The following is a 26,554-nucleotide window of genomic DNA, read 5'->3' as shown; positions in this document are numbered from 1 at the left end:
GGATAAATGGCAGAAAAAGAGAAACTTCTTGAATTAAAAAATGTTGTGTACTCTTTCCACACCTATGGTGGGGAAGTAAAGGCTGTCCGTGATGTCAGCTTTGAAGTACGCAAAGGGGAGATCCTCGGAATTGTAGGAGAGTCCGGATGCGGAAAGTCCGTTACAGCGCAGTGTATCATGCGTCTGAATCCGGAACCGCCGGGATTCTTTGAAGGCGGGGAAATCCTGTTTAACGGAAAAGACGTCCTGAAGATGGATAAAAAAGAGCTTAGACAGCTTCGTGGAGGAGATATCGGATTTGTATTTCAGGATCCGATGACATCCTTGAACCCGACAATGAGAGTCGGCGCACAGATCGAAGAGGTGTTCATTGGCCGGGCAGGTGTTTCAAAAAAGGAAGTTAAGGAAAAGGCACTGGAGATTATGAAACTGGTAGGTATCTCTGATGTTGAGAAACGTTACCGCCAGTATCCGCATGAGCTTTCCGGCGGTATGAAACAGCGTGTCATGATCGCGATCGCTCTTGTAAGCAGGCCGAGCCTTGTTATCTGTGATGAGCCGACGACATCTCTGGATGTTACAATCGAGGCACAGATCCTGGATCTGCTTCTTGAGCTGAGAGAAAAGCTTGGAACATCCATTATCATGATTACCCATGACCTTGGTGTTATTGCCCGTATGTGTGACCGCGTCGTTGTTATGTACGGCGGAAAGGTTGTAGAGCAGGGAACTGCACAGGAAATCTTTTACAATACGGCTCATCCGTATACAAAGGGACTGATGGATTCTATAGCAAAACTGGATACGAAGAAAGGTCAGAGACTGAAACCGATTGAAGGTACGCCTCCGGATCTGTTCTTCCCGCCGAAAGGATGTCCGTTTGCGGCAAGATGTGAGTATGCGATGGATGTATGCAAGGACAATCCGCCGTATACATATCAGTTATCAGATGAACATATTACAAACTGCTGGTTACAGCATGAATATGCTCCGGACACAGACTTCAAGAAAGAAGGAGCCGTAGCAGTAGAGAAAGGAGAGGTGGCAGAAGATGGAAAATAAGGAAAAACAGCCTCTCGTTCAGGTAAAGCATTTATGTAAATATTTCAAAGTGGGAAGACATGCCGAACTGAAAGCGGTAGACGATGTTTCTTTTGATATCTATAAAGGAGAGACGGTCGGACTGGTAGGAGAGTCAGGATGTGGAAAATCCACGACAGGACGTTGCATGATCCGTCTGTACGAACCGACAAAAGGTGAAGTCATTTACGATGGGAAAGATATCACAAAGCTTTCCAAAGCAGAGCAGAAAGAGTTCTGTCAGAAAGTACAGATGATCTTCCAGAACCCGTATGCATCTTTGAATTCCCGTATGACGGTAAAGGAAATCGTAGGAGAGGGATTAAAGCAGCATGGAACCCCGAAGAATGAGATTGACAAAAAAGTAGAGGCATTGCTGGAAACTGTCGGATTGAACAAGGACCATATGTCCCGTTTCCCGCACGAGTTCTCAGGTGGACAGAGACAGCGTATCGGTATCGCGAGAGCCCTTTCGGTAGATCCGGAGTTCATTATCTGTGATGAACCGATCTCCGCTCTGGATGTATCCATTCAGGCTCAGGTTATCAATATGCTGAAAGATCTTCAGGAACAGCGGGGACTGACATATCTGTTTGTTGCCCATGACTTAAGTGTCGTTAAATACATTTCCGACCGCGTGGTTGTTATGTATCTTGGAATGATTGTGGAACAGGCAGAGACAGAAGAGCTTTACAGCAATCCGCAGCATCCGTATACGAAAGCACTGCTTTCCGCGATTCCGGAGGCAGATCCGGATAAGGCAAAAGCAAACCGCCGTATCCCGATCAAAGGAGAGATCCCAAGCCCGATCAATCCGAAACAGTGTTGCCGTTTCGCAGAACGTTGTGAATATGCAACGGACCGATGCTTTAATGAAGTGCCGGAGTTAAGAGAAGTATGTCCGGGACACAAGGTAGCGTGCCATCTGATGGATGAAAAATAAAATCAGAATAATGAAGAATTAAAAGGGATTATCGGTTAATACCGATTTTTAACCCCTGACATGAAAAGAAGAGGCAGTCCCAGAGAAATCAGGCTTTTTCAAAGTCTGATTTCTCTATGGAACTGCCTCTTCCTTTTTGTAGCCCCTATTTTAGGGCACAAAAACCCCTTGTTTGGATTTTTAGGTTTCGCTCCTCAGCTAAGCGGTTTTCTGCTCCTTTTTTCCTTCGTATTTCTTTAGCTCATCATGTAAAAAGCGATGGTATTTCATGATATTTCTGCCAATCGCATACAGCATGAATTCTTTATATACTTTTTCTTTTGAACGGTAGTGAAAACGCCGGAAGTCTTCGTTCTCTTTGATATCTCCAAAGTGTCCTTCTGTCTGGATTGACCGGATCTGTCGTTTCAGGATTCCTTCTTCGCTCTGGATATTGGCATTCGATTCTTCCTTTAACTCTTCCCATCGTTCATTGATCTTCATAACCTTATTCCGGTCTGAATCTTTTTCTGCATTGTATTTATAAAGACATCTGGATTTCTGCCCGCAGCCGCTGCAGTCCTCACATCCATACACTTCGAACGTCTGGGTATAGCCGTCCTGCTTTTTGTGTTCTGTCCGGATATGATGCAGTTCTCTTCCGTCATGACAGATATAATAATGCTCATCTTCGAAGACTGCGGATCCCATGTTGTAATATTTCCCGATGTCTTCTTTATAAGCGCGGGTTTTTCGCTTCTCATGATCCTGAAGTTTGATATAACTCCGGATTTTATTCTCTTTTAGATATAACAGGTTCTTTTCACTGCAGTAGCCGCTGTCGGCAGTCACCGCTTCCAACTGATCCCCAAATGCACTCTGATGCTTTTTCAGGACCGGGATCAGCGTGTTGTAGTCTGTCCGGTCATTGCTTACATATCCGTGGACAATAAAGTAATTCTCTACCGCGATCTGGACATTGTATGCCGGTTTTAACTGTCCGTTCATCATATGGTCTTCTTTCATCCGCATGAAGGTTGCTTCCAGGTCTGTCTTGGAATAGCTGTTGCGGTCTTTCCCCATAATCTCAAAACATTCCTTATATTTCATCAGGCGGGTTCCGCATTCTTCCAGTTCTTCATAAAGCTTCTGGATCTCCGGCTTGTGTTTCCCTTTCCCGTAAACGAATCCGATCCCCTCTCCTTCTGCAATCCGCATCAGGTTCTTCTGCAGCTTCAGGATCTCAAGCGGGGAACAGTGATCGATCTCAATGACGGTGTTATTGGAGATCTTTTTATGCTTTGTTAGTTTCCGTTTCCTGTTTTCTTCGATGACTTTCCTGACTTTGTCCATGCCTTCGATCACGAACATATGGGCATCTCCGAGATCGTATTTGGGCCCATACCCGTTCTCGGAAAGAAACGCATTATACTTTGCATAAAGGGTATTTATGGTGTCCAGCAGGCCGGCAAGATGATAGTTGAGGCTGCCACGCCAGACGAACGTATATCTGTTTGCATTCGCCTCGATCTTTGTCCCATCGATGTAGAGCTCTTTCAGCGTAATAAGGCCTTCCTTTTTCAAGCGGCGCATGAACTGATAATTCAATTCATCCAGGACTTCTTCCGTCAACTTTTTCCCTTTAAAATCGTAAAAAACATCCCTCTTGGGTTTCTGTCCTCTGGTCAGCCAGATGAAGGCGAGGTCTCGGTGACACAGGTCGACAATCCGATCAACAGCCCTGACTCCGCGCATGTTTGCATAGGTAACAACAGCATACAGCATGATTGGGTTAAACCCGGTTCTTCCCTGATCTGAATAACAGGCCAGCAGGCCTGAAAAATCCAACTCCTCCATCACGTTTTTTAGGGTATAGACTGGATCGTCATCGGGTAAACTCAATTCGAAGAAACTGAAGTTAATTTTTTGTTGCCCAATTTCAAAAAAATCGTTATAATAATCTTGTTTTAGCATAGTTCCATTATAACATGGAACGGAGAGGAAGATGGTTGTCGTTAGCCATCTTTTTCTCTTTTTAGAGGATAAATTTCAGGGGCAGATGTGACTCGTATGAGTCACATCTGCCCCTGATTTGGACTATCTATTTCCCGATAGCCCCTTTTTGATGCAAAGGCGTCTGCACCCGTGTAAGAGTTTGGTTATTGGAATGCTGTGTTCCGGTCTAATATTCCGGATAATCGGCTGCTGTCTGGTACTGCCGCAGAAAATCCGGGGTCTGCCCATGTGGATCATCCGGCATAATATGTCCGCTTTCGGCATGACGAAATGGATTGGGTACGTTGACAGTAAGAAGCCGAACGACCTTGTTTGTGTGATTCATCCAGTTATGACTTTCGTTGGAATGAATCTGGATACTGTCACCCGGATACAGCGTATATTGGGAAGAACCCACCTGAATGGTGGCAATGCCTTCCAGAATATAGATGAACTCCTCGCCGTTATGCGTATACATTTCCAGATTTTCTTCTGCTGTGTTGGCAAGTGGAAGCAGGGTAAAAATTCTTGGAAGAAAATCGAAGGAAGAAACATCGTGGCTTAAAATATGCTGGATGATCTGAGGCCCGACCTGTACTGCCGGAAGGGCAAAACTGTGTACAACAGGATCTGAAATATCCTTTACCGGTTCCTCGTCGAAAAAGCTGGTAAGACTTACGCCGAGAACTCCGGCTATATTTTCCAGTGTGTCGATTGCTATAGATGACATGCCCCGTTCCATCTGGGAGAGAAATCCGGTGGACAGGTTTGTCTTTTCGCTGAGCTGCTTCAGCGTCATATTCTGTGAGGTACGTAATGCTTTGATTTTTTCTCCGATACTTGCGTTCTGGTTCATAATATAACCCCCATTCTTTGGTAATAACAGTATATTGACTTTTTTTTGTCAAGTCAACCTTTTTCACGCCGCCTGTCTATTCATAGAAATGAAACATTAAATGTAAAATATTTCACAAAGTTCACAAATGATAAAAATATGACAATAATTTCTGATAAAAGCTTCACAATCGAATAAAAATATTCATAAATATGAACAAAAGGATTGACGAAAATGAAAACTATGCTATAATAAAAGCATAAACTAGAACGCGGTCTAACAAGCAAACAGAAAAAGTGCACAAGAACAAGAAGGAGGATACTGGGGTGAAAATCAGAAAAACATTTCATACGATAGACACACATACCTGTGGTGAGCCAACGAGAAATGTGATTGGTGGAATCCCGAACATACCGGGTAAGACGATGCAGGAAAAGCTGGAGTATATGTCCACAGAGGGAGACTGGCTCAGAAAGCTTCTGACATTTGAACCAAGAGGAAATGAAGTAATGTCAGGAACACTGATCATGGAGCCGTGCAATCCGGAGGCGGATTTCGGAGTGCTGTATTTTGAGGTCGGCGGATGGATGCCGATGTGCGGACACGATACGATCGGAGTCGGAACCGCACTTGTGGAAGCCGGCATGGTTGATGTGCAGGAGCCTTACACCTATGTAACTCTTGATACTGCGGCAGGTCTTGTAAAGCTTCAGATTGAAGTGCGCGACTGCTCGGCTGTAAACGTTACTTTCGTGAATGCACCGGCATTTGTTATGGTTCGGGATGCGGAAATCACAACAAGCAAGTACGGAACAGTGAAAGCGGATATCGCATACGGCGGAAATATTTACGCGATTCTTCCGGCTGCATCCGTAGGACTTCACATCAATCCGCAAAGTTCTTCACTTTTGATTCAGGCGGGCAATTACCTGAAGCAGCGGATCAATGAACAGATTGCTGTGCAGCATCCTACGATTCCGTTTGAGCATCATGTGACACATGTTGAGTTTTATGAGCCGACAGATCAGGAAGACGGAGCAATCAAAAATGCAGTTATTATCCCGCCGGGAGCGATTGACCGTTCACCGTGCGGAACCGGAACATCGGCCAAGCTTTCTGTCCTGGCGGCAAAGGGAGAAATCAAAAAGGGCGAGAGCTTCATTCACCAGAGCATCATCGGCAGCCAGTTCAAATGTAAATACCTGGATGATGCAGAGGTGGCCGGCATACCGGCGGTGATTCCGCAGGTGACAGGAAGAGCCTGGGTGACAGGAATCCATACATTCCTTCTGGATCCGGAAGACATTTTCCAGGAGGGTTATCAGCTGGCATAAGGGCGGAAAGGAGACAAAAAGATGGAAACAGATACAATGAGAGTATTACATCATCCGATCCTGGGAGAACTCGGTCAGGATGACTATGTGGAGATTATCGTGGATGGAAAAAAGCTTCAGGCAAAGAGCGGCGAGACGATCGCGGCGGCGCTGATGGCAAACGGAATCCACATTCACAGATATACAACGAAAAAGCATGAGCCGAGAGGTGTGTTCTGCGGCATCGGACAGTGTACGGACTGCGTCATGACAGTGAACGGGAAACCGAATGTCCGTACCTGCATCACTCCGGTGGAAGACGGTATGGTAATTGAGACACAACAGGGATTCGGAAAGAGAGGCACGAAAGAATGAAAAGAGAAGTAGTAATCATCGGCGGCGGCCCGGCAGGGCTTGCGGCGGCAATCGAAGCAAAAAAAGACGGCTGTGACGTGCTTCTCGTAGATGAGAACAGACGTGCCGGCGGCCAGCTTTTCAAACAGCTTCACAAATTCTTTGGTTCCAGGGCACACCGTGCCGGCGTCAGAGGAATCGATATCGGAAAACAGCTCCTTCAGGAGACGGAAGAACTTGGAATTGACTTCTGGCTGAACAGCGCCTGCATCGGAATTTTCCCGGACAAGAGAGCAGCAGTATTGAGAGATGGAAAAACAGAAATCATAGAGGCGGAGAAACTTCTTCTTTGCACAGGCGGCGCGGAGAATCCGCTCCGGTTCCCGGGATGGACCCTTCCGGGTGTCATGGGAGCAGGTGCGGCACAGACGATGGCAAACGTACAGAGAGTGCTTCCGGGCAAGAGGATTCTGATGATCGGATCCGGAAATGTAGGTGTGATCGTTGCCTACCAGCTCCTTCAGGCAGGGGCGGATGTAGTCGGAATCGTGGAAGGAATGCCGAAGATCGGTGCTTACGGTGTGCACGCGGCGAAAATCCGCCGTGCGGGAATTCCGTTCTATCTTGGCAGCACCATTGCAGAGGCTAAGGGAACGGACCATGTAGAAAAAGCAGTGATCGCAAAATTTGAAAACGGACAGATTGTAAAGGGCACGGAGATGGAAACCGATGTGGACGTCATCTGTGTGGCAGTCGGACTCCGTCCGCTTTCCGAACTGGCACAGATGGCAGGAGTACAGCATGATTTCATTCCGGAGATGGGCGGATGGATGCCGCTTCACAACGCGGATATGGAGACGAGCGTGCCGGGAATCTACGTTGCCGGAGATACGGCGGGAGTGGAAGAGGCCAGCACAGCGATGGATGAAGGAAGACTTGCGGCGGCAGCAGCTGCGGAAGCACTTGGACATCTGACGAAAGAACAGGCAGAAGAGAAAAAGGCCGAAATCAGAGAGAGGCTGGATTCCCTGAGGCAGGGACCGTTCGGAGACCGGAGAATGTCGGCAAAAGAACGGATCATCAAGAAGGGGGTTTAATAGAGATGGCAACAGGAATCATTTATGATGGATACCCGTCTATGGACGAAATCAAAGAGGCAAATGGATGGCCGGACGAAGAACGCTTCGCGAAAGGCCCGGTGGCAGTGGTTGAGTGTGTACAGCAGATTCCGTGTAATCCTTGCGAATCCGCATGCCCGCTTCATGCAATTCATATCGGGGAACCGATTACCAATACGCCTCAGGTAGACAGAGAAAAATGTATCGGATGCGGCATGTGCGTTGCAGCCTGCCCGGGACTTGCGATTTTCCTTGTAGATAAGAGCTATTCCGAGACAGAAGCCACAGTCAGCTTCCCGTTTGAATACGATCCGCTTCCGGAAAAAGGAGCAGAAATAGACGCCCTTTCCCGTGCGGGAGAGTATGTTTGCAAAGGACGTGTGATCAAGGTAATGAATCCGAAAAAGAACGACCACACACCGGTTGTAACCATTGCGATCCCGAAAGAACATGCGGACACTGTCCGGACAATGAGAAGACTGAAGCTTCCGGAAGCACACGAAGGATTCCACCCGGTAGAACCGGAAGGACCGCTGGATGACGATGTGATCGTATGCCGCTGTGAGGAAATTACAGCAGGAGAAATCAGAAAAGCGATCCGGGAATACCATGCAACAACTGTGACGGAAGTCAAGAGAAGAGTCCGTGCCGGAATGGGACTCTGCCAGGGCAGGACATGCGGCAAACTGGTGAGCCGGATTATCGCAGAAGAAACAGGCAAAAAGATGAATGAAATTCAGGGAAGCACGGACCGGCCTCCGGTACGCCCTGTAACATTTGGAGAACTTGCAGAAGATGGAGAAGATCAGGAGGGATAAAAACATGGGCAAAGCATATGATGTAGCGGTCATCGGGGCCGGTGCCATCGGATCATCCGTGGCATACTTTAACGCAAAAAAGGGAGCCTCTGTCGTCCTGATTGACGCCGGGGACATTGCACAGTCCACAAGCAGCAGAAGTGATGGAAATGTTCTTGTCTGCGACAAACAGCCGGGATTTGACGCTCTGTTTGCAAAGGCCAGCCAGGATATGTTCGAAGGTTTAAGCAAAGAGCTGGATTATGATTTTGAGTGGAGACAAAGGGGAAGTCTCTTTCTCACAGAGACGGAAGAAGAATTTCAGATGGCGTCCGAGTTCTGTGAATCTATGAAGAAATGCGGAATTCCGATGCGGATGATGGACAGACAGGAAGTTCAGGATGATGAACCGTATCTTGCAAAAGATGTCTATGGGGGACTGGAAACCATGTCGGACGGCTCGGTTTATCCGATTGGACTGACTTATGGTATGGCATTGGGAGCAGAGAAAAAAGGCGCGGTGCTTTCTTTACATAACCGTGTCAAAGGAATCCGCCGGGACGGCAACGCATTTGTCATTGAAACAGAAAACGGGGAAATCGCAGCGAAGAATATTGTGGACGCCTGCGGAGTATGGGCCCCGGTGATCGGAAAGATGGTAGGACTTGACATTCCGATTCAGGCCCGCCAGGGACAGATCCTGGTTTCCGAGCAGACCTTCCAGGTGGCAAGAAGAAAAGTACATGAATTCGGATATATGTCCACAAAGTTCCAGAGCGACGGATACAAGCGTCCGGTATCGGAACGGGTGGAAAAATACGGAGTTGCTTTCGTATTTGAGCCGACAGCATCCAACAACTTCCTCATCGGTTCTTCCAGAACCTTTGCAGGAGAAGATACAAGAAGCAGCATTGAAGTCATGAAGGCAATGGCAGAGCGTGCGATCCGTTTCTTCCCTGTAATCGCAGATATCAAAGTGATCCGTTCCTACAGTGGACTTAGACCTTACACGCCGGACCACATGCCGATCGTATCCGGCACTCCGGTAGAAGGCTTCTACATTGCGGCCGGACACGAAGGAGACGGAATCGGACTTTCCCCGATCACAGGAAAAGTCATGGCAGATATGATTGCGGGAGAAGAACCGTTTATGGATTTAAGCCCGCTGAAATTTGACCGGTTTGCAGCCGGACAGGCATAGAGAGACGACAAAGTCAAGGAGGTAAAACATGAACACACAGTTTCAGGGCATTTATGCCGTAGTAGTCACACCATTCCACGAGGACGGAACATTTGATTTCGAGTCAGCAAAGAAAAATCTGGACTGGCTGATCGAACAGGGCGTGCAGGGAGTCTGCATCCTTGGAGCAACAGGTGAATATCAGAGTATTTCCGATGAAGAACATATGGCATATGTAAAAGAGATCGTTCCATATGTAAAGGACCGTGTCAGCGTCATTGTAGGGGCTTCCAGAGAACGCCCGGAAGACGTGGTCAAACTTGTCAACAACATCAAGGAATGCGGCGCTCATGCGGCAATGGTGCTTCCATCCTTCTACTGCCATCCGGCACAGGACGAGATCGTTGAGCACTACCGTTATATTGAAGAGCAGACTCAGTTCCCGATCGTGGCATATAACAATCCGGGATCTGCCGGAATCGAAATTGGCCAGGAAGCATTCCGGGAGATCATGGCACTTCCATACACAGCGATCGTAAAAGAGTCCAGCGGAAGCATGCAGAAGCTGACAGAAGTCCTGATGGATGCTCCGGAAAAGGTATCTGTATTCTGCGGATGCGACAATCTTGCATATGAAAGCTTTGCCGACGGTGCCTGCGGATGGATCTGCATGCTTGCAAATGTAGCTCCGAAACAGTGCGTGGAACTTTACGAGGCGGTTTATGTAGAAGGAGATCTGAAAAAAGGAAAAGAAATCTACAAAGAGATTCTGCCGGCGCTGAATGTGCTGGAGTCATTCCCGAAGCCGGTGCAGGCGTTAAAATACGGCCTTGGCAAAAAGGGATTAAACGGTGGATATGTCAGAAGACCGCGTATGGAATTAAATGATGAAGAAAAAGCATATCTTTCCGAAGCAATGAAATTTGAAACACTTCGATAGGTTATAGAACAGGCATAAAATTTCAGAAAGAGAGGTAAGAGCAGTATGGAAATCCGTAAACTGTACATCAATGGAGAATGGGTAGATTCATCACAGGACGAGTGGATTGAGATCGAGAATCCGGCTACGCACGAAATCATCGCCAAAGTACCAAGAGGAAACAAAGACGATGTAGACAGGGCAGTAAAGGCTGCAAGAGCAGCATTTGAAACATGGCAGTACACTCCTCTGAAAGAGAGAGTGGAGCTGATGAAAAAAGTTGTGGCCGGTCTGGAAGAAAGACGCCAGGAACTGATCGAGACCATCACCAAAGAACTTGGTTCTCCGTACAAGGTTTCCGCGGAAGTGCATACGGATCCGTTTATTCTGGAAGCAAAACATTATATCAAGACCGCTTCTGAATTCCCGTATGAGCAGAGAAGACTGACTTCTGTCGTAAGAAGAGAACCGGTGGGCGTTGTCGGAGGACTGACTCCGTGGAATTTCCCTCTGGAGCAGATTGAAAAGAAAGTTGTGCCGGCGCTTCTGGCAGGAAACTGTGTTGTATTAAAACCAAGCCAGTACACTCCGCTGACCGCATACATTCTCGCAGAAGAAATTGACAAGGCAGGATATCCGGCAGGTGTATTCAACCTGGTAACAGGACGGGGCGGAGAAGTCGGAAATGCCCTTTCCACACATGAAGACGTGGATATGATTTCCTTTACAGGATCTACGGGAGCAGGCCGGGAAGTGGCCAGAATGGCTCTTGGCAATATCAAAAAGATTGCTCTGGAACTGGGCGGAAAATCCGCTGCCATCCTTCTGGACGGCGGAGACTGGGAAAATGGAATTCATTCTGTACTGGAGACTGTCGTACCGAACGCAGGACAGACATGCAACGCGCTGACAAGACTTCTGGTGCCGAAGGACGGACTTGCACGCGCAGAGGAAATCATCAAAAAACAGCTGGAAGAATACAAATACGGACCGGCCGATGATCCGACGGTAACACAGGGACCGCTTTCATCCAAAAAGCAGTTTGACCGTGTCAAAGGCTACATTGAACTTGGATTACAGGAAGGTGCCAGAATGGTAGCCGGAGAAGTGCCGGAAGATAACGGAAGCTATTATGTAAAACCGGTGATCTTCAGTGATGTAAAACCGGATATGAGAATCGCACAGGAAGAGATCTTCGGACCGGTACTGGTAGTGATCCCTTACGAAACACAGGAAGAAGCGGTTCAGATTGCAAACGACAGCATCTACGGACTGGCAGGCGCTGTATTTGGCCCGGAAGAAGAGGCAAACAAAGTTGCACGTCAGATGAAGACAGGAACTGTTTACGTGAATGAAGGACAGTGGGACCCGACATCCCCGTTCGGCGGATACAAACAGTCCGGACTCGGAAGAGAAGGCGGCGTAGAGGGATACGAAGAATTCCTTGAAATCAAGACAATCTACGACAAGTAGGATAAAACATGCCATAATAACCTCACGAAGCACGGGGCAGCGGCTCGTAAAGAGCTGCTGCCTCTTGTGCTTTTTAGAATATTCTGCTATGATGAAGAAGACTTCTCTTTTTCTGTGTTTATTCTGAAAATGCAGTCTGATTTCATATCCGTGTTCTAATCTTTTGTCAAATTTATCATCAAATCTATCATCAAATCAAAGGAGGCTTCTGCCTATGAGTAAAAAACAAAGAAAACCAATATCCAAAAAGAAAAACACATCTTCGAATCATCATGTCAATTCTAAATATAAAGATACACTTTTCCGAATGATATTCCGTGACAAGAAAAATCTGCTCTCTCTTTATAATGCTTTAAACAAAACATCTTATACAAATCCCGATGATATGAAAATTACAACACTGGAAGATGTGATTTATGTGGGAATGAAAAACGATGTGTCCTTTTTATTCTCAAGTATCATGAATCTCTTCGAGCATCAAAGCACATTCAATCCGAATATGCCAGTTCGCGGACTGCTTTATCTGGCGCGGATTTATCAGAATTACATCCGGGAGAATGGGCTGAATATATACAGTTCTACCCAGATTTCTTTACCAGTACCGGTATATGTGGTATTCTATAATGGACGAAAAGAAGAAGCTGAATACCAGGAATTAAAACTTTCGGATGCTTTTAAAAAGTCAGAATTTTCCGGACAGGCGGCTCTGGAATGTCGCGTCATCATGCTGAATATCAATCTTGGACACAACAAAGAACTGTTCGAGAATTGTAGAATCCTCTGGGAATATGCATATTTTATCAATGAAGTCAGAGAGAATCAGAAAAAAGGTAGTTCTATAGAAGTAGCAGTCCGGCAGGCACAGAAGAGCTGTATCGAACAGGACATTCTGAAAGAATTTCTGGAGAAGAACAGTGCGGAGGTGAGCGACGTGATTCTGGAAGAATTTAATGAGGAACAATACGCCGAAGGGCTTAGGGAAGAGGGACGCCAAAAAGGACAGGAAGAAGGAAAAGCGAAAACATTAATCAGCCTTTATCAGAAAAATCTGTTGACGCTTGAGCAGGCAGCGGAAGAGTATGGAACGACAGTAGAGGAATTCCAGAAGCTTTTAGCTAGGAAAGTCTGAAAAGAAGATGGAAAATAAAGTACGGGGCAGCAGTTCTTTACGAGCCGATGCCCCGTTTTGTACAGATCAGGAGCAATTCCGGATATCCGATTCTTCCGGAAGAAAGCCCTCGAAAATAAAGTAGTCAAAAATATGCTCGCAGGCATAATATTCCCGCGGGGATTTTACTGTCCAGGCGAAACATGGAATGCCAAAAACCACCCGGCAGATCGTCAGGGAAAGGGCGCTTCTTGCATGGTGGTCGTAGGCGATGAAGTCCGGCTTTGTCAGAAAGTTGGTCAGCAGATGCCGCGGGAAATAATAGACAGGGTGCACCCGTCCGTCATCCTTGTGAAAATTCATTCCCAGCTGGCCTCTGACGGTATACGGCCGGTATTTCCGAAACCACATCAAAGCCACCGGATGGAAAGATTCGATGCAGTAAGAACCACTGTAATGATCCAGAAGCTCCGCGGCCTTCCGGCAGATGGAACTTCCCACATGTTTATATTTAATCTCCACAAGGAGCGGCACTTTGCCATCTACCAGATCCAGCACATCCTGAAACAGCGGAATGTGCTCAGCCGTACCAAGAACAGGAAGAGCTTTCAGCTCTTCATAAGTCAGCTCATCCACATCTTTTTCAACTCCGCAGATGCGCTTCAGATCAAAATCGTGTGCGGCAACAACCTGACCGTCTTTTGTCAGCTGGACATCCAGTTCGATTCCGTATCCGTGCTCTACAGCGCGCCGGAAAGCGGCCATGGTATTTTCCGGAATTCCGAGACTTAAGTCATGAAGCCCACGGTGGGCATAAAATTTCCCGGGCATCCGCTTCGGACGTCCGATCAATCTTGGCGCGATGGAAAGCAGGTAAAAAAGCCCTGCGGTCAGTCCTCTTTTTATCCATGAATGTCTATTATCTGTCATGATACACTCCTCCTCGACAAAAACCATTGCTTTCTTTTATGATAGCACAAATCCGGCAAAGGGGCAGAAAAATGTTTATAGTTTTTTCATTGGAGTTTCCATGTGCGCTTTGTTATACTATAGTGAGGAATCAATGTTCCATATTGATACAAGAAGAGGTGCGACTAATGAAAGAAAACTTGAAAGAGGTCTATACACAGCGTACGGACAGCTGTGATATGGCAAACAGCGTGGAATTCACAGCACTGATGAATAAATATAAATGTGCGATCATGGAAGTTGAGACAAAACTGAACGTACTGGATGCCGAGTTCTCGCTGAATTATGATCGAAATCCGTTTGAATCCATAGAGACGAGGCTGAAGTCTCCGGCCAGTATCATGGAGAAGCTGAAAAGAAAAGGGTTTGAGCCGACTTTGGAAAATATCGAGAAGAATCTTTTTGACGTGGCGGGCGTCCGTGTTGTCTGTGCGTTTCAGGAGGATATTTACAAGCTGGCGGAGCTTCTCACAGGGCAGGATGACATCCGGCTTCTGCGGACAAAAGATTACATACAGCATCCAAAGGAGAATGGATACAGGAGCCTGCATCTGATTCTGGAGGTCCCGATCTTTCTGGCAGACGGAAAGGAATATATGAAAGTGGAGGTGCAGTTCCGTACGATCGCCATGGATTTCTGGGCAAGCGTGGATCACCGTCTCCGTTACAAAAAGGAGATCGATGATGAGGGAGAGATCCAGAAGAAGCTGAAACGGTGCGCTACAGTGATCTCCGAGCTGGATCAGGAAATGCAGGATATCCGGAACATGATCGAAAAGAGCAACGGACAGAAACAAAAGCCAAGATATACCTGATTTGCGGTCGGAATGTTTTACGAACCCGGAAAACATGGTATACTATAGAACAGGAAAATTTGAATCGAAATGAGGAGATTGGAATGGACAGTAAGAAATTACAGGCATATGAGCTGATACAGGAGAGAGACCTGAGCGGGATCAAGGCAAAAGGGACGCTTCTCCGTCATAAAAAAAGCGGGGCAAGGATTGCCCTGATCGAAAACTATGATGATAACAAAGTGTTTTCCATCGCATTCCGTACGCCTCCTGAGGACAGTACGGGACTGCCGCATATTCTGGAGCATTCGGTACTCTGCGGATCAAAGGAGTTTCCGGCAAAGGACCCGTTCGTGGAGCTGGTGAAAGGATCGTTAAATACATTCTTAAATGCGATGACTTATCCGGACAAGACCGTATATCCGATCGCAAGCTGCAATGACCAGGATTTCCAGAACCTGATGCATGTTTACATGGATGCGGTATTCTATCCGAATATTTATGAGAGTGACAAGACATTCCGTCAGGAGGGATGGAGCTACGAGCTGGAAGATCCGGACGGAGAGCTGAAATACAACGGCGTTGTCTACAATGAGATGAAGGGAGCGTTTTCCTCCCCGGACGGCGTACTGGACCGGATGATTTTAAATTCGCTTTTCCCGGACACTTCCTATTCCAATGAGTCAGGTGGAGATCCGGATGCGATCCCGTCACTGACATACGAAGACTTCCTGAATTTCCACCGGAAATATTACCATCCGTCCAACAGTTATATTTATCTGTACGGCGATATGGATATGGAAGAAAAACTCCAGTGGCTGGATGAGAAATATCTGAGCAGATTTGAAAAAGCCGAAATCGATTCGGAGATCCGCCTGCAGAAGCCGTTTGATGAGCCGGTAGAGTGGAAGCGGTATTATTCCATCGCAGCAAACGAGTCTGAGGAGATGAATACCTATCTGTCCTACAACAAGGTAATCGGCACCAGTCTGGACGAGAAGCTTTACCTTGCATTTTCCATTCTGGACTATGCATTGTTGTCCGCACCGGGTGCGCCGTTAAAGAAAGCGCTGACAGATGCAGGAATCGGACATGATATTCTGGGATCCTATGATAACGGAATTTACCAGCCGACATTCTCCGTGATTGCAAAGAATGCCGAAGAATCACAGAAAGAAGAATTTGTCCGTGTGATTGAATCCACTCTGGAAAAGATTGTCAAAGAGGGAATAGATCCGGACGCTTTGACAGCAGGCATCAATTATCATGAGTTCCGCTACCGGGAGGCGGATTTTGGCAGCTACCCGAAGGGGCTGATGTACGGACTTCAGATGTTCGACAGCTGGCTGTATGATGAAGAAAGTCCGTTCCTTCACATCGAGGCACTGGACACGTTTGCATTTTTGAAAGAGCAGATCAGTACTTCCTACTATGAAGATCTGATTCAGAAGTACTTTCTTGATAACACCCATGCTTCCATTGTCATGATCTGTCCGAAGAAAGGACTGACAGCGGAAGCAGACCAGAAGCTCCATCAGAAGCTTCAGGACTATAAGGCGGGTCTCTCCAGAGAAGAAGTGGAGAAGCTTGTGCAGGATACGAAAGATCTGAGAGCGTACCAGGAGGAGCCGACTCCGCCGGAAATTCTGGAGAAGATTCCGGTGCTGAAAGTCAGTGATATTTCCGAGGACATTGCTCCGATTTATAACGAAGAGCAAAAAGCCGGGGGTGTTCCATGTATCTGTCATCCGATCGATACAAACGGAATCGGCTATCTGACACTGATCTTTGATCTTCGGACATTAAGCGAGAAAGAGATCCCGTATGCAGGACTTCTGCAGGCAGTGCTCGGCATTATCGATACCGAACATTACGAGTACGGCAAACTGTTCAATGAGATCAACCGGCGCACGGGAGGCATTGAGACATCCCTTGAAATGTATACCGACGTCACAAAAGTGAAGGAGAAAGAATTCCGCCCGACGTTTGAGATCAAGACGAAAGCGATGTACGGCCAGCTTCCGTTTGCCCTCTCTATGATGGAGGAAATTCTGATGCGGTCGGTGCTTACAGATGAGAAGAGGATCAAAGAGATTCTGGACATGCTGAAATCCAGACTTCAGATGAAGTTCCTCTCTGCGGGACACAGTTCCGCCGTGCTGCGTGCCATGTCCTACAGTTCGCCGCTTGCGTGCTTTAAAGACATGACAAACGGAATTGAGTACTACGAGACCGTCAGCCGGATCGCAGACCATTTTGAGGAAGAAAAGGATCGTCTCATGGAGATGCTGCAGACGATCAGCCGCAAGGTATTCCGGAAAGACCGGATGATCGTAAGCTATACGGGAGAACCGGAAAGCAAAGAACCGGTACTTCAGGAGATCGAGAAGTTCTCAGGATGTCTGCACACGGAAGAAGTGGAAGAGTCCGGTTTCCAGCTCACATGCGCGAAGAAAAACGAAGGATTCCAGACTTCCTCCAAGGTACAGTATGTGGCAATGGCAGGAAACTTTATCGATGCCGGAGCAGAGTACCACGGGGCGCTTCAGATTCTGAAAGTTATCATGGGATACGAATACCTCTGGCAGAATATTCGTGTCAAAGGCGGCGCCTACGGATGCATGAGCAGCTTTAACAAACTGGGAGAAGGCTATTTTGTCTCCTACCGGGATCCGCACCTGAAAAATACGCTGGAGATTTACCAGGGCGTGACCGAATATCTGAGAAACTTTGATGTCAGCGACCGGGATATGACAAAATTCATCATCGGTACCATCAGCAATATGGATCAGCCGATGACTCCGGCTACCAAGGGCGACCGTTCCATGAATCTTTACATGAATCATGTGACGGAAGAGATGATCAGAAAAGAAAGGCTGGAAGTTCTCCGTGCAACGCAGCAGGATATCCGGAATCTGGCGGATATCGTGGAGAAAGTATTACAGGCAGACCAGATCTGTGTCATCGGAAATGAAGACAAGATTGAGCAGGAAAAAGAAATCTTTACCGAGGTGAAGGCGCTGTTTTAGGTGCCGGGTCCTCCGGTTCGGAGAGTTTACAAAGGAAAGAGGAACGGGATTTTGACAGAGAATAAGCAGTATAAATCAGGATTTGTGACACTGATCGGGCGGCCGAATGTGGGAAAATCCACGCTGATGAATCAGCTGATCGGGCAGAAGATCGCCATCACATCCAATAAACCACAGACAACGAGAAACCGGATTCAGACCGTACTCACAACGGACGAGGGACAGATCGTCTTTGTGGACACGCCGGGAATCCACAAGGCAAAAAACAAGCTTGGCACCTATATGGTGAATGTGGCGGAGCGGACACTCAATGAGGTGGATGTCGTACTCTGGCTTGTGGAGCCGTCCACTTTTATCGGTGCGGGAGAGCAGCACATTGCAGAGCAGCTGAAGAAAGTACACACACCGGTGATTCTTGTTATCAACAAGGTGGATAAAGTAAAGCGGGAAGAGCTTCTTCCGTGCATCGCAAAGTATAAAGATATCTACGATTTTGCGGAGATTGTTCCGGTCTGCGCAAGAAACGGAGAGAATACAGACGAACTGGTAAAGGTGATTCTGCAGTATCTGCCGTACGGACCACAGTTTTACGATGAGGATACGGTGACGGACCAGCCGGAGCGCCAGATTGTGGCGGAACTGATCCGGGAGAAGGCACTGCACAGCTTAAACGAGGAGATTCCGCATGGAATCGCGGTAGTGATCGACCAGATGAAATTCCGCAGGGGACAAAAAGGAACCATCGCGGATATTGATGCGACGATCATCTGTGAGCGGGATTCCCACAAAGGAATTATCATCGGAAAACAGGGCAGCATGCTTAAAAAGATCGGCAGTACCGCCAGATTCGAGATTGAGCGGATGCTGGACTGCAAGGTCAATTTAAAGCTGTGGGTGAAGGTGAAAAAAGACTGGAGAGACAGCGAATTTCTGATGAGAAATTTTGGATACCGGGAAGAAGAATAACAAAAGAAAAATCGGAGAACCTAATTTTATTCCAAAAGATGAAGAGGTGATCCGATGAATGAAGACTACTGGGCACGGTTTGAGATGACCGGAAAAGTAGAAGACTATCTGACCTACAAAGGGATAACGGCTCATAAGGCCGAAAAAGACCGGGATCAGAACGAAAGCCGGAAGGATGAAGAAAGTGAGCCAGACGATTACCGTGACAGGAATGATTCTGTCAGCGCTTCCGATTGGAGAATACGATAAAAGAGTGGTGATCCTCTCCCGTGAGCGGGGGAAGATCTCCGCTTTTGCCAGAGGTGCAAGGCGGCCGAACAGTATGCTTGTCGGGACGACGGGCCCGTTTCTGTTCGGCACCTTTACGCTTTACGAAGGAAGATCTTCGTATACTCTGCAGCAGGCGGAGATTCAGAATTATTTCGGAGAGCTTAGAACTGATATCGAAGCCGTGACATACGGGTTTTATTTCCTGGAATTTGCCGAATACTGTACAAGAGAGAATAATGACGAGACGGAAATTTTAAAGCTTCTCTATCAGACGATGCGGATTGTCGTAAAGAGAAGCATTTCTCTTCCCCTGATCCGGTGCATCTTTGAACTGAAGATGATCTGCCTCGAAGGGGAGGCGCCGCAGGCCTTTGCCTGCGCCGGATGCGGCAGGACGGAGGAGCTTTCCCGGTTCAGCGCGTCGAGGGGCGGCATGCTCTGCCCGGACTGTGCCGGACAGGCGGCGGATGTACTTCCGTTTGGACAGTCTGCGCTTTACGCCCTGCAATTTATTGAGGGGACGCCGGTGGAGAAATTATACACCTTTACGGTGAGTGATGATGTGCTGGCGCAGCTGAAAAAGGCAGCAAAGCGGTGCGTAGATGTGTACATAGGACATACATTCCGGTCGCTGGAGATGCTGGAAATGATTTAAGCAGGGCTCCGGGCCGGAAGAACGGCCGAATTGTCAGGAAAACAGGACGCAAAAACAGGGGATGTGCTTGCAAAAGCGGGCGAATTACCGTATAATGGAAACAATTTTAGAAGAATGTGAGGTAAAAGACGATGGTAGAAAAAACAATGGACAAAATCGTAGCTCTTGCCAAAACCAGGGGGTTTGTATATCCGGGATCCGAAATCTATGGTGGACTTGCTAATACATGGGATTACGGAAATCTCGGCGTAGAACTGAAAAACAATGTGAAGAAAGCATGGTGGAAGAAATTTATTCAGGAAAATCCTTACAATGTCGGCGTAGACTGTGCGATTCTGATGAATCCGCAGACATGGGTTGCTTCCGGACATCTCGGAAACTTCAGTGACCCGCTGATGGACTGTAAAGAGTGTAAGGAGCGTTTCCGTGCAGATAAACTGATTGAAGATTATGCGGCAGAACACGGGATTGAGCTGAAAGAAAGCGTAGACGCATGGTCCCATGAGAAGATGATGGATTTCATCAATGAGCATCAGGTTCCGTGTCCGAGCTGCGGCAAGCACAATTTCACGGACATCCGGGAATTCAATCTGATGTTCAAGACATTCCAGGGAGTTACAGAGGATGCGAAAAACGTCGTTTACCTCCGTCCGGAGACTGCTCAGGGTATTTTCGTCAACTTTAAGAATGTACAGCGTACTTCCAGAAAGAAGATCCCGTTTGGAATCGGACAGATCGGAAAATCTTTCCGTAACGAAATTACACCGGGTAACTTTACCTTCCGTACAAGAGAGTTCGAGCAGATGGAGCTGGAATTCTTCTGTGAGCCGGGAACAGACCTGGAGTGGTTTAAATACTGGAAAGATTTCTGCTACAACTGGCTGAGAGATCTTGGTATGACAGAAGACGAGCTGCGCGCACGTGACCATGAGCCGGAAGAGCTTTCCCACTACAGCCGTGCGACAACAGACCTCGAGTTCTTATTCCCGTTCGGATGGGGCGAGCTTTGGGGTATTGCAGACCGTACCGATTACGACCTGACACAGCATCAGGAAGTATCCAAGCAGGATATGACATACTTTGACGATGAGAAGAAGGAAAAATACCTGCCATATGTCATCGAGCCGTCACTTGGAGCAGACCGTGTCGTACTTGCGTTCCTCTGCGCAGCATACGATGAGGAAGAACTGGAAGGAGGAGATACAAGAACAGTCCTTCACTTCCATCCGGCTTTAGCTCCGGTGAAGATCGGTATCCTTCCGCTCTCCAAAAAGTTAAACGAGGGTGCGGAGAAGATTTATGCCGAGCTCAGCAAATATTACAACTGTGAGTACGACGACCGTGGAAACATCGGAAAACGGTACCGCCGTCAGGATGAGATCGGTACACCATTCTGTGTGACCTATGATTTTGAATCCGAGGAAGATGGCGCAGTAACTGTACGTGACCGTGACACGATGGAGCAGGAGCGTGTAAAGATCGAAGATCTGAAAGCTTATTTTGAAAAGAAGTTTGAATATTAAAAAACGAGGCCGGGAGCAGTTGTCTTCCGGCCGCTGTTATGCAGTGATTTATTCTGGCAGGAGGGAGTCATGTATCCGGAAATACATTATAAAACAGAATCAAAAGAATTTAAGACCGTCACCATCTTCGGATGCTACGGAGAGAGTCCGGAGGTCTTCCTTCCGGATACCATTGATGGCCTTCCGGTAACAAGAATTGCAGACTATGGATTTGCGCAGACAGAGGAAGAGGAAGGCATGGCAGTCTTTTTGCCGGACGGGGAGCGAAAATCAGAAGCGCGGAAGCGGCTCTGCGGCGGACAGGTGGAGGAGATCCATCTGCCGGAGGAGCTTGGTGAAGTAGGGCGCTACGCCTTTTACCGCTGCTTTCGGTTAAAACGACTGTCCTTTACGGACAGCCTGACCAGTATCGGCGGAGGTGCCTTTACCGGATGCCAGTTAAGCCATGTGGAAATCCGCTGCAGAAAGTCGCGCCAGACCTGTCTGAGACAGATTCTGGAGGAACAACGGTTTGAACTTGCGGTCCATATCTCCTATGAGGATCAGGAACAGATCGAGACAGCCAGTCTGATCTTTCCGGAGCACTACGAAGAGGCGGTGGAGAATACGCCGGCCCGGATCGTGGAGACGCACTACCACGGATCCGGCGGAGACTACCGGCAGTGTGTCTATCATAAGGAGATCGATTATGAGGAGTACGATTCCCTTTTTGTAAAGGCAAAAGCAAGGGAAGATGTCCGCACTCTGATCCGGATTGCGCTGGCCAGACTTCGGGAGCCGTACCGGCTTACCGGACAGGCAGAAGAAGAGTACGCAGATTTCCTGAGGGGCTGTGCCGGGGAGACCGCCGGATTTCTGCTTGAGGCGGATGACATGAAGACGGTACGATTTCTTCTGGATCAGAAGATCTGGGAAGGTGAGGCACTGGAGACGGCGCTTACTGTTGCGGAGAAAAAAGGACATGCTGAAATGTCAGCCCTTCTCCTGCAGGCCGGAAGGAAACGGAGCGGAAAGAAAACGTTTGATCTGTAATCAGAAAAATGTATGAAGATGGATAAGGAGGAAGAGATGGCAGAGACGATCAGCGAAGAGCAGGCCGCGCGCATGAATGCCCTGGGAAAGGAAATTCTGCGGACAGCGAGAAATGAGTTATATTTGAAAATGCGGTACCTGGACGTGGCGCTTTCCAGCCTGCGGTTCCAGATGGACGGGGAGATCGGCTCCATCGGAACAGACGGGCAGGGGCTTTACTTTCATCCGGGATGGCTCGGCGGAGCTTACCGGGAAGACCGGAAGAATGTTAACCGGGCCTATCTCCATATCGTCCTGCACTGCCTGTTCGGGCATCTTTACCTGAGAGGAAAACGGGATCCCCTCTTCTGGGATCTGGCCTGCAACATCGCAGTGGAGTCCATTATCGACAGCCTTTCTTATCCTTGTGTCAGACGGGCACCATCCTGGCTGAGAAAGGATGTATACCGCAGACTGAAAAGCAGCACAAAGGTGCTGACAGCCCAGAAGATATACAAAAGCCTGACAGCATGGGGAATGAGTGAGAAGAAGCGGATGGAACTGGAAGCCGAGTTCGGGGCGGACAGCCATCTTTACTGGCCGGACCCGGAGAAAAATAAAAAACGGCCGCCAAATGAGACGGAGAATAACTGGAAACAGATCAGCGAGCAGATGGAGCTCAATCTGGATACTTTCGCACAGGAAGAGGCAAGTGCCTCCGGCGATCTTCTGGAAGAGCTTCGGGTCGCCAATAAGAAGCGCTACGACTACCGGGAATTTCTGAGAAAGTTTTCCGTGTGGCGGGAAGAGATCGGTGTGGATGACGACAGCTTTGACTACGCCTTTTATCATTACGGACTGTCCATGTACGGTAATATGCCGCTGATCGAACCACAGGAGACAAAGGAGGTTAAAAAGATTGAAGAATTTGTCATTGTGGTGGATACATCCATGTCCTGCTCCGGAGATCTGGTGCGGAAATTTCTGGAAGAAACGTATGACGTCCTGAGCGAAAATGAGAGCTTCTTCCGAAAAGTTCATATCCGGATTCTTCAGTGCGATGAACAGGTGCAGGAGGATGTGAGGATCGAGAGACAGGAAGACTGGGAACGCTATATGCAGGAGCTGAAACTCTATGGCGGCGGCGGAACCGATTTCCGTCCGGCCTTTGCCTATATTGACAGCCTGATTGAACAGGGAGCGTTCCAGAATCTGCGGGGCGTGATTTATTTTACAGACGGATACGGCACCTATCCGTCCCGGATGCCATCCTACGAGACGGCATTCGTCTTTATCGACGACGGATCGAGGGACATCCGGACACCGGCATGGGCAATCCGGCTTGTGCTGGATGAAGCGATATTTATGGAAAGCGAGGAAGAATAGAGGATGCATATCAAACGAGCAAAGCAGGAAATCAGGGATTCCATCGAGGCTTATCTGCAAAAAGACGCGGACGGACATTACCTGATCCCGTCGATCCGGCAACGGCCGATCCTTCTCATGGGGCCTCCGGGAATCGGGAAGACCCAGATCATGGAACAGGTCGCAAGAGAATGTGGAATCGGCCTGGTTTCCTATACGATTACACACCATACCCGGCAGAGTGCGGTAGGACTTCCGTTTATCCGGGAGCGCAGCTATGGCGGGGAAGTCTGTTCCGTCACGGAGTATACGATGAGCGAGATTATTGCGTCAGTTTACGAGAAGATGGAGGAGACCGGGTTAAAAGAAGGCATCCTCTTTCTGGACGAGATCAACTGCGTCTCGGAGACACTGGCGCCGACCATGCTGCAGTTCCTTCAGTGCAAGATGTTCGGAAACCACAAAGTACCGGAAGGATGGATCATTGTGGCGGCAGGCAACCCGCCGGAATACAATAAGTCCGTGCGGGAATTCGACATTGTGACACTGGACCGGCTGAAACGGATTGACATCGAGGAAAATTATGACGTATGGCGGGAGTACGCCTACGAGGCACAGATCGATCCGGCGATTCTTGCTTATCTGGAAATCCGGAAGGATCATTTCTACAGGGTAGAAAATACGGTGGATGGAAAGCAGTTTGTGACGGCCAGAGGATGGGAGGATCTCTCAGAACTTCTCCGCGTATACCGGATGCTTGGTAAGAAAGTGGACCGGGAAGTAGCGCACCAGTATTTACAGAACTGGGAAATAGCAAAGGAATTTGCCAATTATCTGGAACTGTACGAGAAATACAAGAAAGACTATGGCCTGGAAAAGATTGTACAGGGTATTTACGGGGAGGATGTTCTCGAAAAGCTGAAATTCGCCGCCTTTGATGAACGGTTCAGCATTGTAGGCATGTTAAACGGAAAGCTTGCCGAGTATTTCCGGGCGTACCAAGAGGAAGATGCCAGAACAGAACGGCTGTTTGCGGAATTAAAAGTATACAAAGAGGAGCACAGCCTGTCAGCAGTGATTGAACGACTTCGGGCAGAACTGGCGTCGAAAAAGAAGGCAGGGTTTCTGACCGGAGCCATGGAAAAACTGGAAACTTCGGTGATTACAGAGCTGGAATCCTATGAGCAGCGGTGGAAGCTGACCGAAGCGGCGGCAAAAGGCGCCGGATGGGACGAGGAGTTTGCTTTTGTCAAGGAAGCATTTTCCGGACAGGTGGAGAAGCGGCAGACAGTTACGGACCAGGCGATGGAAGCACTGGAAAACACATTCCGGTTTCTGGAGGACGCCTTTGGCGAAAGTCAGGAGATGGCGGCCTTTCTGGCAGAACTCAATACCAACGGGGACAGTATCCGGTTCCTGAGGGATAATGACTGCCCGTATTTCTACAAGTACAATAAAGGACTTTTGTTTGATGAGAGACAGAAGGAGATTCTGACAGAGATGGAAAATCTTGAAAAAAGTATTGACACATCTGCGCTTTAATCCTATAATGAGTAAAAATTGAATTTAGCCAGATAAACCGTTGAAGTGGAGATCAAAGTTGCCGTGCACCCACAGAGAGTCCGGGAAGGTGAGAGCCGGATGGAACGCAGTCAGCCAAATGGACCACGGAGGGCGCAGTCAAAAGCAGGAATTCCTGCCCAGTACTCTGCGACGTAGGGCATACGTCAGTTGCCGGAGATATGTTGGTATCTCGCTAAGCGCATGGAAGATTTTTTCCGTGAATCAAGGTGGCACCGCGGTATGTAGATATCGTCCTTGATACAGATGTTATGGATTGTCTGTATCAGGGGCGTTTTTTTGTTGTCGGAATGCTGATCCGGCTGATAGTACACAATGCTCTTTGATCAGACCGGAAGGGAAAAAGATGATTCAGAATTTTGTGGAGGTTTACAGACATGATTAAAGAAGCAATATTAAAACTGGCACAAAGAAACGATCTGACAGCAGAAGAAGCACTGGAAGTCATGAATGAGATCATGGACGGCACGGCAAGCCCGGTTCAGATGAGCTCTTATCTGACCGCTCTTTCCCTGAAAGGGGAGAACATCGAAGAGATTACCGGTTCAGCCAAAGGAATGCGGGATCACTGTATCCGTCTCCTTCATGAGATGGACGTACTGGAGATTGTCGGAACAGGAGGAGACGGAGCAAATTCGTTTAATATTTCCACCACATCTTCTCTGGTCATCGCGGCGGGCGGCGTTCCGGTTGCAAAACACGGGAACCGGGCGGCATCCAGCAAAAGCGGGGCGGCCGATGTTCTGGAAGCGCTGGGAGTCCGGATCACGGCCTCGCCGGAAGAAAGTGCGGGATGGTGGTTTATGGGATGGACCGGCTGGATGAGATTTCCATGAGTGCGCCGACAAAGGTCTGTGAGATCAAAGGCGGAACCTATCATACTTACGAGATTACTCCGGAAGATTTCGGATTTATCCGATGCGAAAAAGAGGAACTGACGGGAGGAACACCGGAGGAAAATGCACAGATCACACTGGAGATTTTAAATGGAAAGAAAGGACCAAAACGGGATGCTGTGGCGCTGAACTCCGGAGCTGCCCTTTATCTGGCCGGAAAGGCACCGAATCTGGAGGCCGGCGTACGGATGGCGGAAGGAATCATCGACAGCGGGGCAGCCAGAAAGAAACTGGAAGAATTCATTCGGGAATCGAACGGCCGGAAACCGGAAGTGGTAGTGTCAAGTGATCTATGAAAAAACGAGCCGAAAAAAATAGGCTCAAAAGAACCTTGAAAATTGCAGATCTTGACATCAAAAAGCTCTCCGAGGGCTCAGGGCGCTGCCCTGAGAACCCGCAAG

22 protein-coding genes and 1 pseudogene are annotated in these 26,554 nt (G+C 48.1%); 20 read left to right on the top strand and 3 right to left on the bottom strand.

The features are described 5' to 3' along the window. Window positions 1-6 precede the first annotated feature (6 nt). Together Selli1_RS10210 and Selli1_RS10205 are read left to right on the top strand one after the other, a co-directional pair. A complete protein-coding gene (locus Selli1_RS10210; RefSeq protein ID WP_118636574.1) occupies window positions 7-1,062 on the top strand; it encodes an ABC transporter ATP-binding protein in 1,056 nt (351 codons plus the stop codon). Further along, window positions 1,052-2,023 carry an ABC transporter ATP-binding protein gene (locus Selli1_RS10205; protein WP_118636573.1) on the top strand — a complete coding sequence of 324 codons (972 nt, stop codon included), beginning with the start codon at window positions 1,052-1,054 and terminating at the stop codon, window positions 2,021-2,023. Before Selli1_RS10210 ends, Selli1_RS10205 begins: the two co-directional genes overlap by 11 nt. A gap of 198 nt (window positions 2,024-2,221) precedes the next feature. Here Selli1_RS10205 and Selli1_RS10200 read toward each other — a convergent pair whose 3' ends face one another. After that, window positions 2,222-3,976, bottom strand: coding sequence for an IS1182 family transposase (locus Selli1_RS10200; RefSeq protein ID WP_281872927.1), 1,755 nt, complete (start codon window positions 3,974-3,976; stop codon window positions 2,222-2,224). Window positions 3,977-4,184: 208 nt separating this feature from the next. Further along, a complete protein-coding gene (locus Selli1_RS10195) occupies window positions 4,185-4,853 on the bottom strand; it encodes a type II toxin-antitoxin system RelB family anti-toxin (RefSeq protein WP_087254041.1) in 669 nt (222 codons plus the stop codon). A 305-nt stretch (window positions 4,854-5,158) separates the two neighbouring features. Here Selli1_RS10195 and Selli1_RS10190 point away from each other — a divergent pair, with 305 nt between their 5' ends. From Selli1_RS10190 to Selli1_RS10150, 8 genes are all read left to right on the top strand, one after another. Then, window positions 5,159-6,166, top strand: a complete 1,008-nt coding sequence (locus Selli1_RS10190) for a proline racemase family protein (RefSeq protein WP_087169475.1) — start codon at window positions 5,159-5,161, stop codon at window positions 6,164-6,166. A 21-nt stretch (window positions 6,167-6,187) separates the two neighbouring features. Beyond that, complete coding sequence (locus Selli1_RS10185; RefSeq protein ID WP_242959052.1) at window positions 6,188-6,520, top strand: (2Fe-2S)-binding protein; 333 nt, start codon at window positions 6,188-6,190, stop codon at window positions 6,518-6,520. After that, window positions 6,517-7,596 carry an NAD(P)/FAD-dependent oxidoreductase gene (locus Selli1_RS10180; protein WP_138372359.1) on the top strand — a complete coding sequence of 360 codons (1,080 nt, stop codon included), beginning with the start codon at window positions 6,517-6,519 and terminating at the stop codon, window positions 7,594-7,596. Before Selli1_RS10185 ends, Selli1_RS10180 begins: the two co-directional genes overlap by 4 nt. Before the next feature lie 5 nt (window positions 7,597-7,601). Beyond that, the gene (locus Selli1_RS18355; RefSeq protein WP_171027843.1) at window positions 7,602-8,435 is read left to right on the top strand and encodes a (2Fe-2S)-binding protein; all 834 of its coding nucleotides are present in this window, start codon (window positions 7,602-7,604) and stop codon (window positions 8,433-8,435) included. A 4-nt stretch (window positions 8,436-8,439) separates the two neighbouring features. Continuing rightward, window positions 8,440-9,615: an NAD(P)/FAD-dependent oxidoreductase gene (locus Selli1_RS10165; protein ID WP_158099278.1), complete on the top strand. Its 1,176-nt coding sequence runs from the start codon at window positions 8,440-8,442 to the stop codon at window positions 9,613-9,615. Window positions 9,616-9,643: 28 nt separating this feature from the next. Then, entirely contained in the window at window positions 9,644-10,534 is an 891-nt protein-coding gene (locus tag Selli1_RS10160) for a dihydrodipicolinate synthase family protein (RefSeq protein WP_087169471.1), read from the top strand. Window positions 10,535-10,579: 45 nt separating this feature from the next. Then, window positions 10,580-11,986 (top strand): aldehyde dehydrogenase family protein, encoded by a 1,407-nt coding sequence (locus Selli1_RS10155; RefSeq protein WP_118636571.1) that lies wholly within the window; start codon window positions 10,580-10,582, stop codon window positions 11,984-11,986. 214 nt (window positions 11,987-12,200) lie between these two features. After that, the gene (locus tag Selli1_RS10150) at window positions 12,201-13,115 is read left to right on the top strand and encodes an Rpn family recombination-promoting nuclease/putative transposase (RefSeq protein WP_138372361.1); all 915 of its coding nucleotides are present in this window, start codon (window positions 12,201-12,203) and stop codon (window positions 13,113-13,115) included. A 66-nt stretch (window positions 13,116-13,181) separates the two neighbouring features. Here the strand turns inward: Selli1_RS10150 and Selli1_RS10145 are convergent, their stop codons facing one another. Next, window positions 13,182-14,024 (bottom strand): glycerophosphodiester phosphodiesterase, encoded by an 843-nt coding sequence (locus Selli1_RS10145; protein WP_138372362.1) that lies wholly within the window; start codon window positions 14,022-14,024, stop codon window positions 13,182-13,184. 167 nt (window positions 14,025-14,191) lie between these two features. Here Selli1_RS10145 and Selli1_RS10140 point away from each other — a divergent pair, with 167 nt between their 5' ends. From Selli1_RS10140 to Selli1_RS18530, 10 genes and pseudogenes are all read left to right on the top strand, one after another. Further along, window positions 14,192-14,878 (top strand): GTP pyrophosphokinase, encoded by a 687-nt coding sequence (locus Selli1_RS10140; RefSeq protein WP_087169467.1) that lies wholly within the window; start codon window positions 14,192-14,194, stop codon window positions 14,876-14,878. A gap of 83 nt (window positions 14,879-14,961) precedes the next feature. After that, window positions 14,962-17,886, top strand: coding sequence for an insulinase family protein (locus Selli1_RS10135; protein WP_281844755.1), 2,925 nt, complete (start codon window positions 14,962-14,964; stop codon window positions 17,884-17,886). A 51-nt stretch (window positions 17,887-17,937) separates the two neighbouring features. Then, window positions 17,938-18,852 (top strand): GTPase Era, encoded by a 915-nt coding sequence (era, locus tag Selli1_RS10130; protein ID WP_087169486.1) that lies wholly within the window; start codon window positions 17,938-17,940, stop codon window positions 18,850-18,852. 54 nt (window positions 18,853-18,906) lie between these two features. After that, window positions 18,907-19,101, top strand: a complete 195-nt coding sequence (locus Selli1_RS10125) for a hypothetical protein (protein ID WP_138372364.1) — start codon at window positions 18,907-18,909, stop codon at window positions 19,099-19,101. Beyond that, a complete protein-coding gene (gene recO, locus Selli1_RS10120) occupies window positions 19,028-19,777 on the top strand; it encodes a DNA repair protein RecO (RefSeq protein ID WP_087169465.1) in 750 nt (249 codons plus the stop codon). Before Selli1_RS10125 ends, recO begins: the two co-directional genes overlap by 74 nt. A gap of 131 nt (window positions 19,778-19,908) precedes the next feature. Beyond that, window positions 19,909-21,300: a glycine--tRNA ligase gene (locus Selli1_RS10115; protein WP_087169464.1), complete on the top strand. Its 1,392-nt coding sequence runs from the start codon at window positions 19,909-19,911 to the stop codon at window positions 21,298-21,300. A gap of 69 nt (window positions 21,301-21,369) precedes the next feature. Beyond that, a complete protein-coding gene (locus Selli1_RS10110) occupies window positions 21,370-22,332 on the top strand; it encodes a leucine-rich repeat protein (protein WP_281872926.1) in 963 nt (320 codons plus the stop codon). Between the two features lie 36 nt (window positions 22,333-22,368). Further along, the gene (locus tag Selli1_RS10105; protein ID WP_204863959.1) at window positions 22,369-23,697 is read left to right on the top strand and encodes a vWA domain-containing protein; all 1,329 of its coding nucleotides are present in this window, start codon (window positions 22,369-22,371) and stop codon (window positions 23,695-23,697) included. A gap of 3 nt (window positions 23,698-23,700) precedes the next feature. Then, window positions 23,701-25,218 (top strand): AAA family ATPase, encoded by a 1,518-nt coding sequence (locus Selli1_RS10100; protein WP_281872925.1) that lies wholly within the window; start codon window positions 23,701-23,703, stop codon window positions 25,216-25,218. A 416-nt stretch (window positions 25,219-25,634) separates the two neighbouring features. Beyond that, a pseudogene (locus tag Selli1_RS18530) lies at window positions 25,635-26,449 on the top strand (anthranilate phosphoribosyltransferase). Window positions 26,450-26,554: the final 105 nt, after the last annotated feature.

The organism is Sellimonas catena, assembly GCF_027924685.1.
Taxonomy (GTDB): domain Bacteria; phylum Bacillota; class Clostridia; order Lachnospirales; family Lachnospiraceae; genus Sellimonas; species Sellimonas catena.
This window is presented reverse-complemented; position numbering and strand designations above follow the sequence as displayed.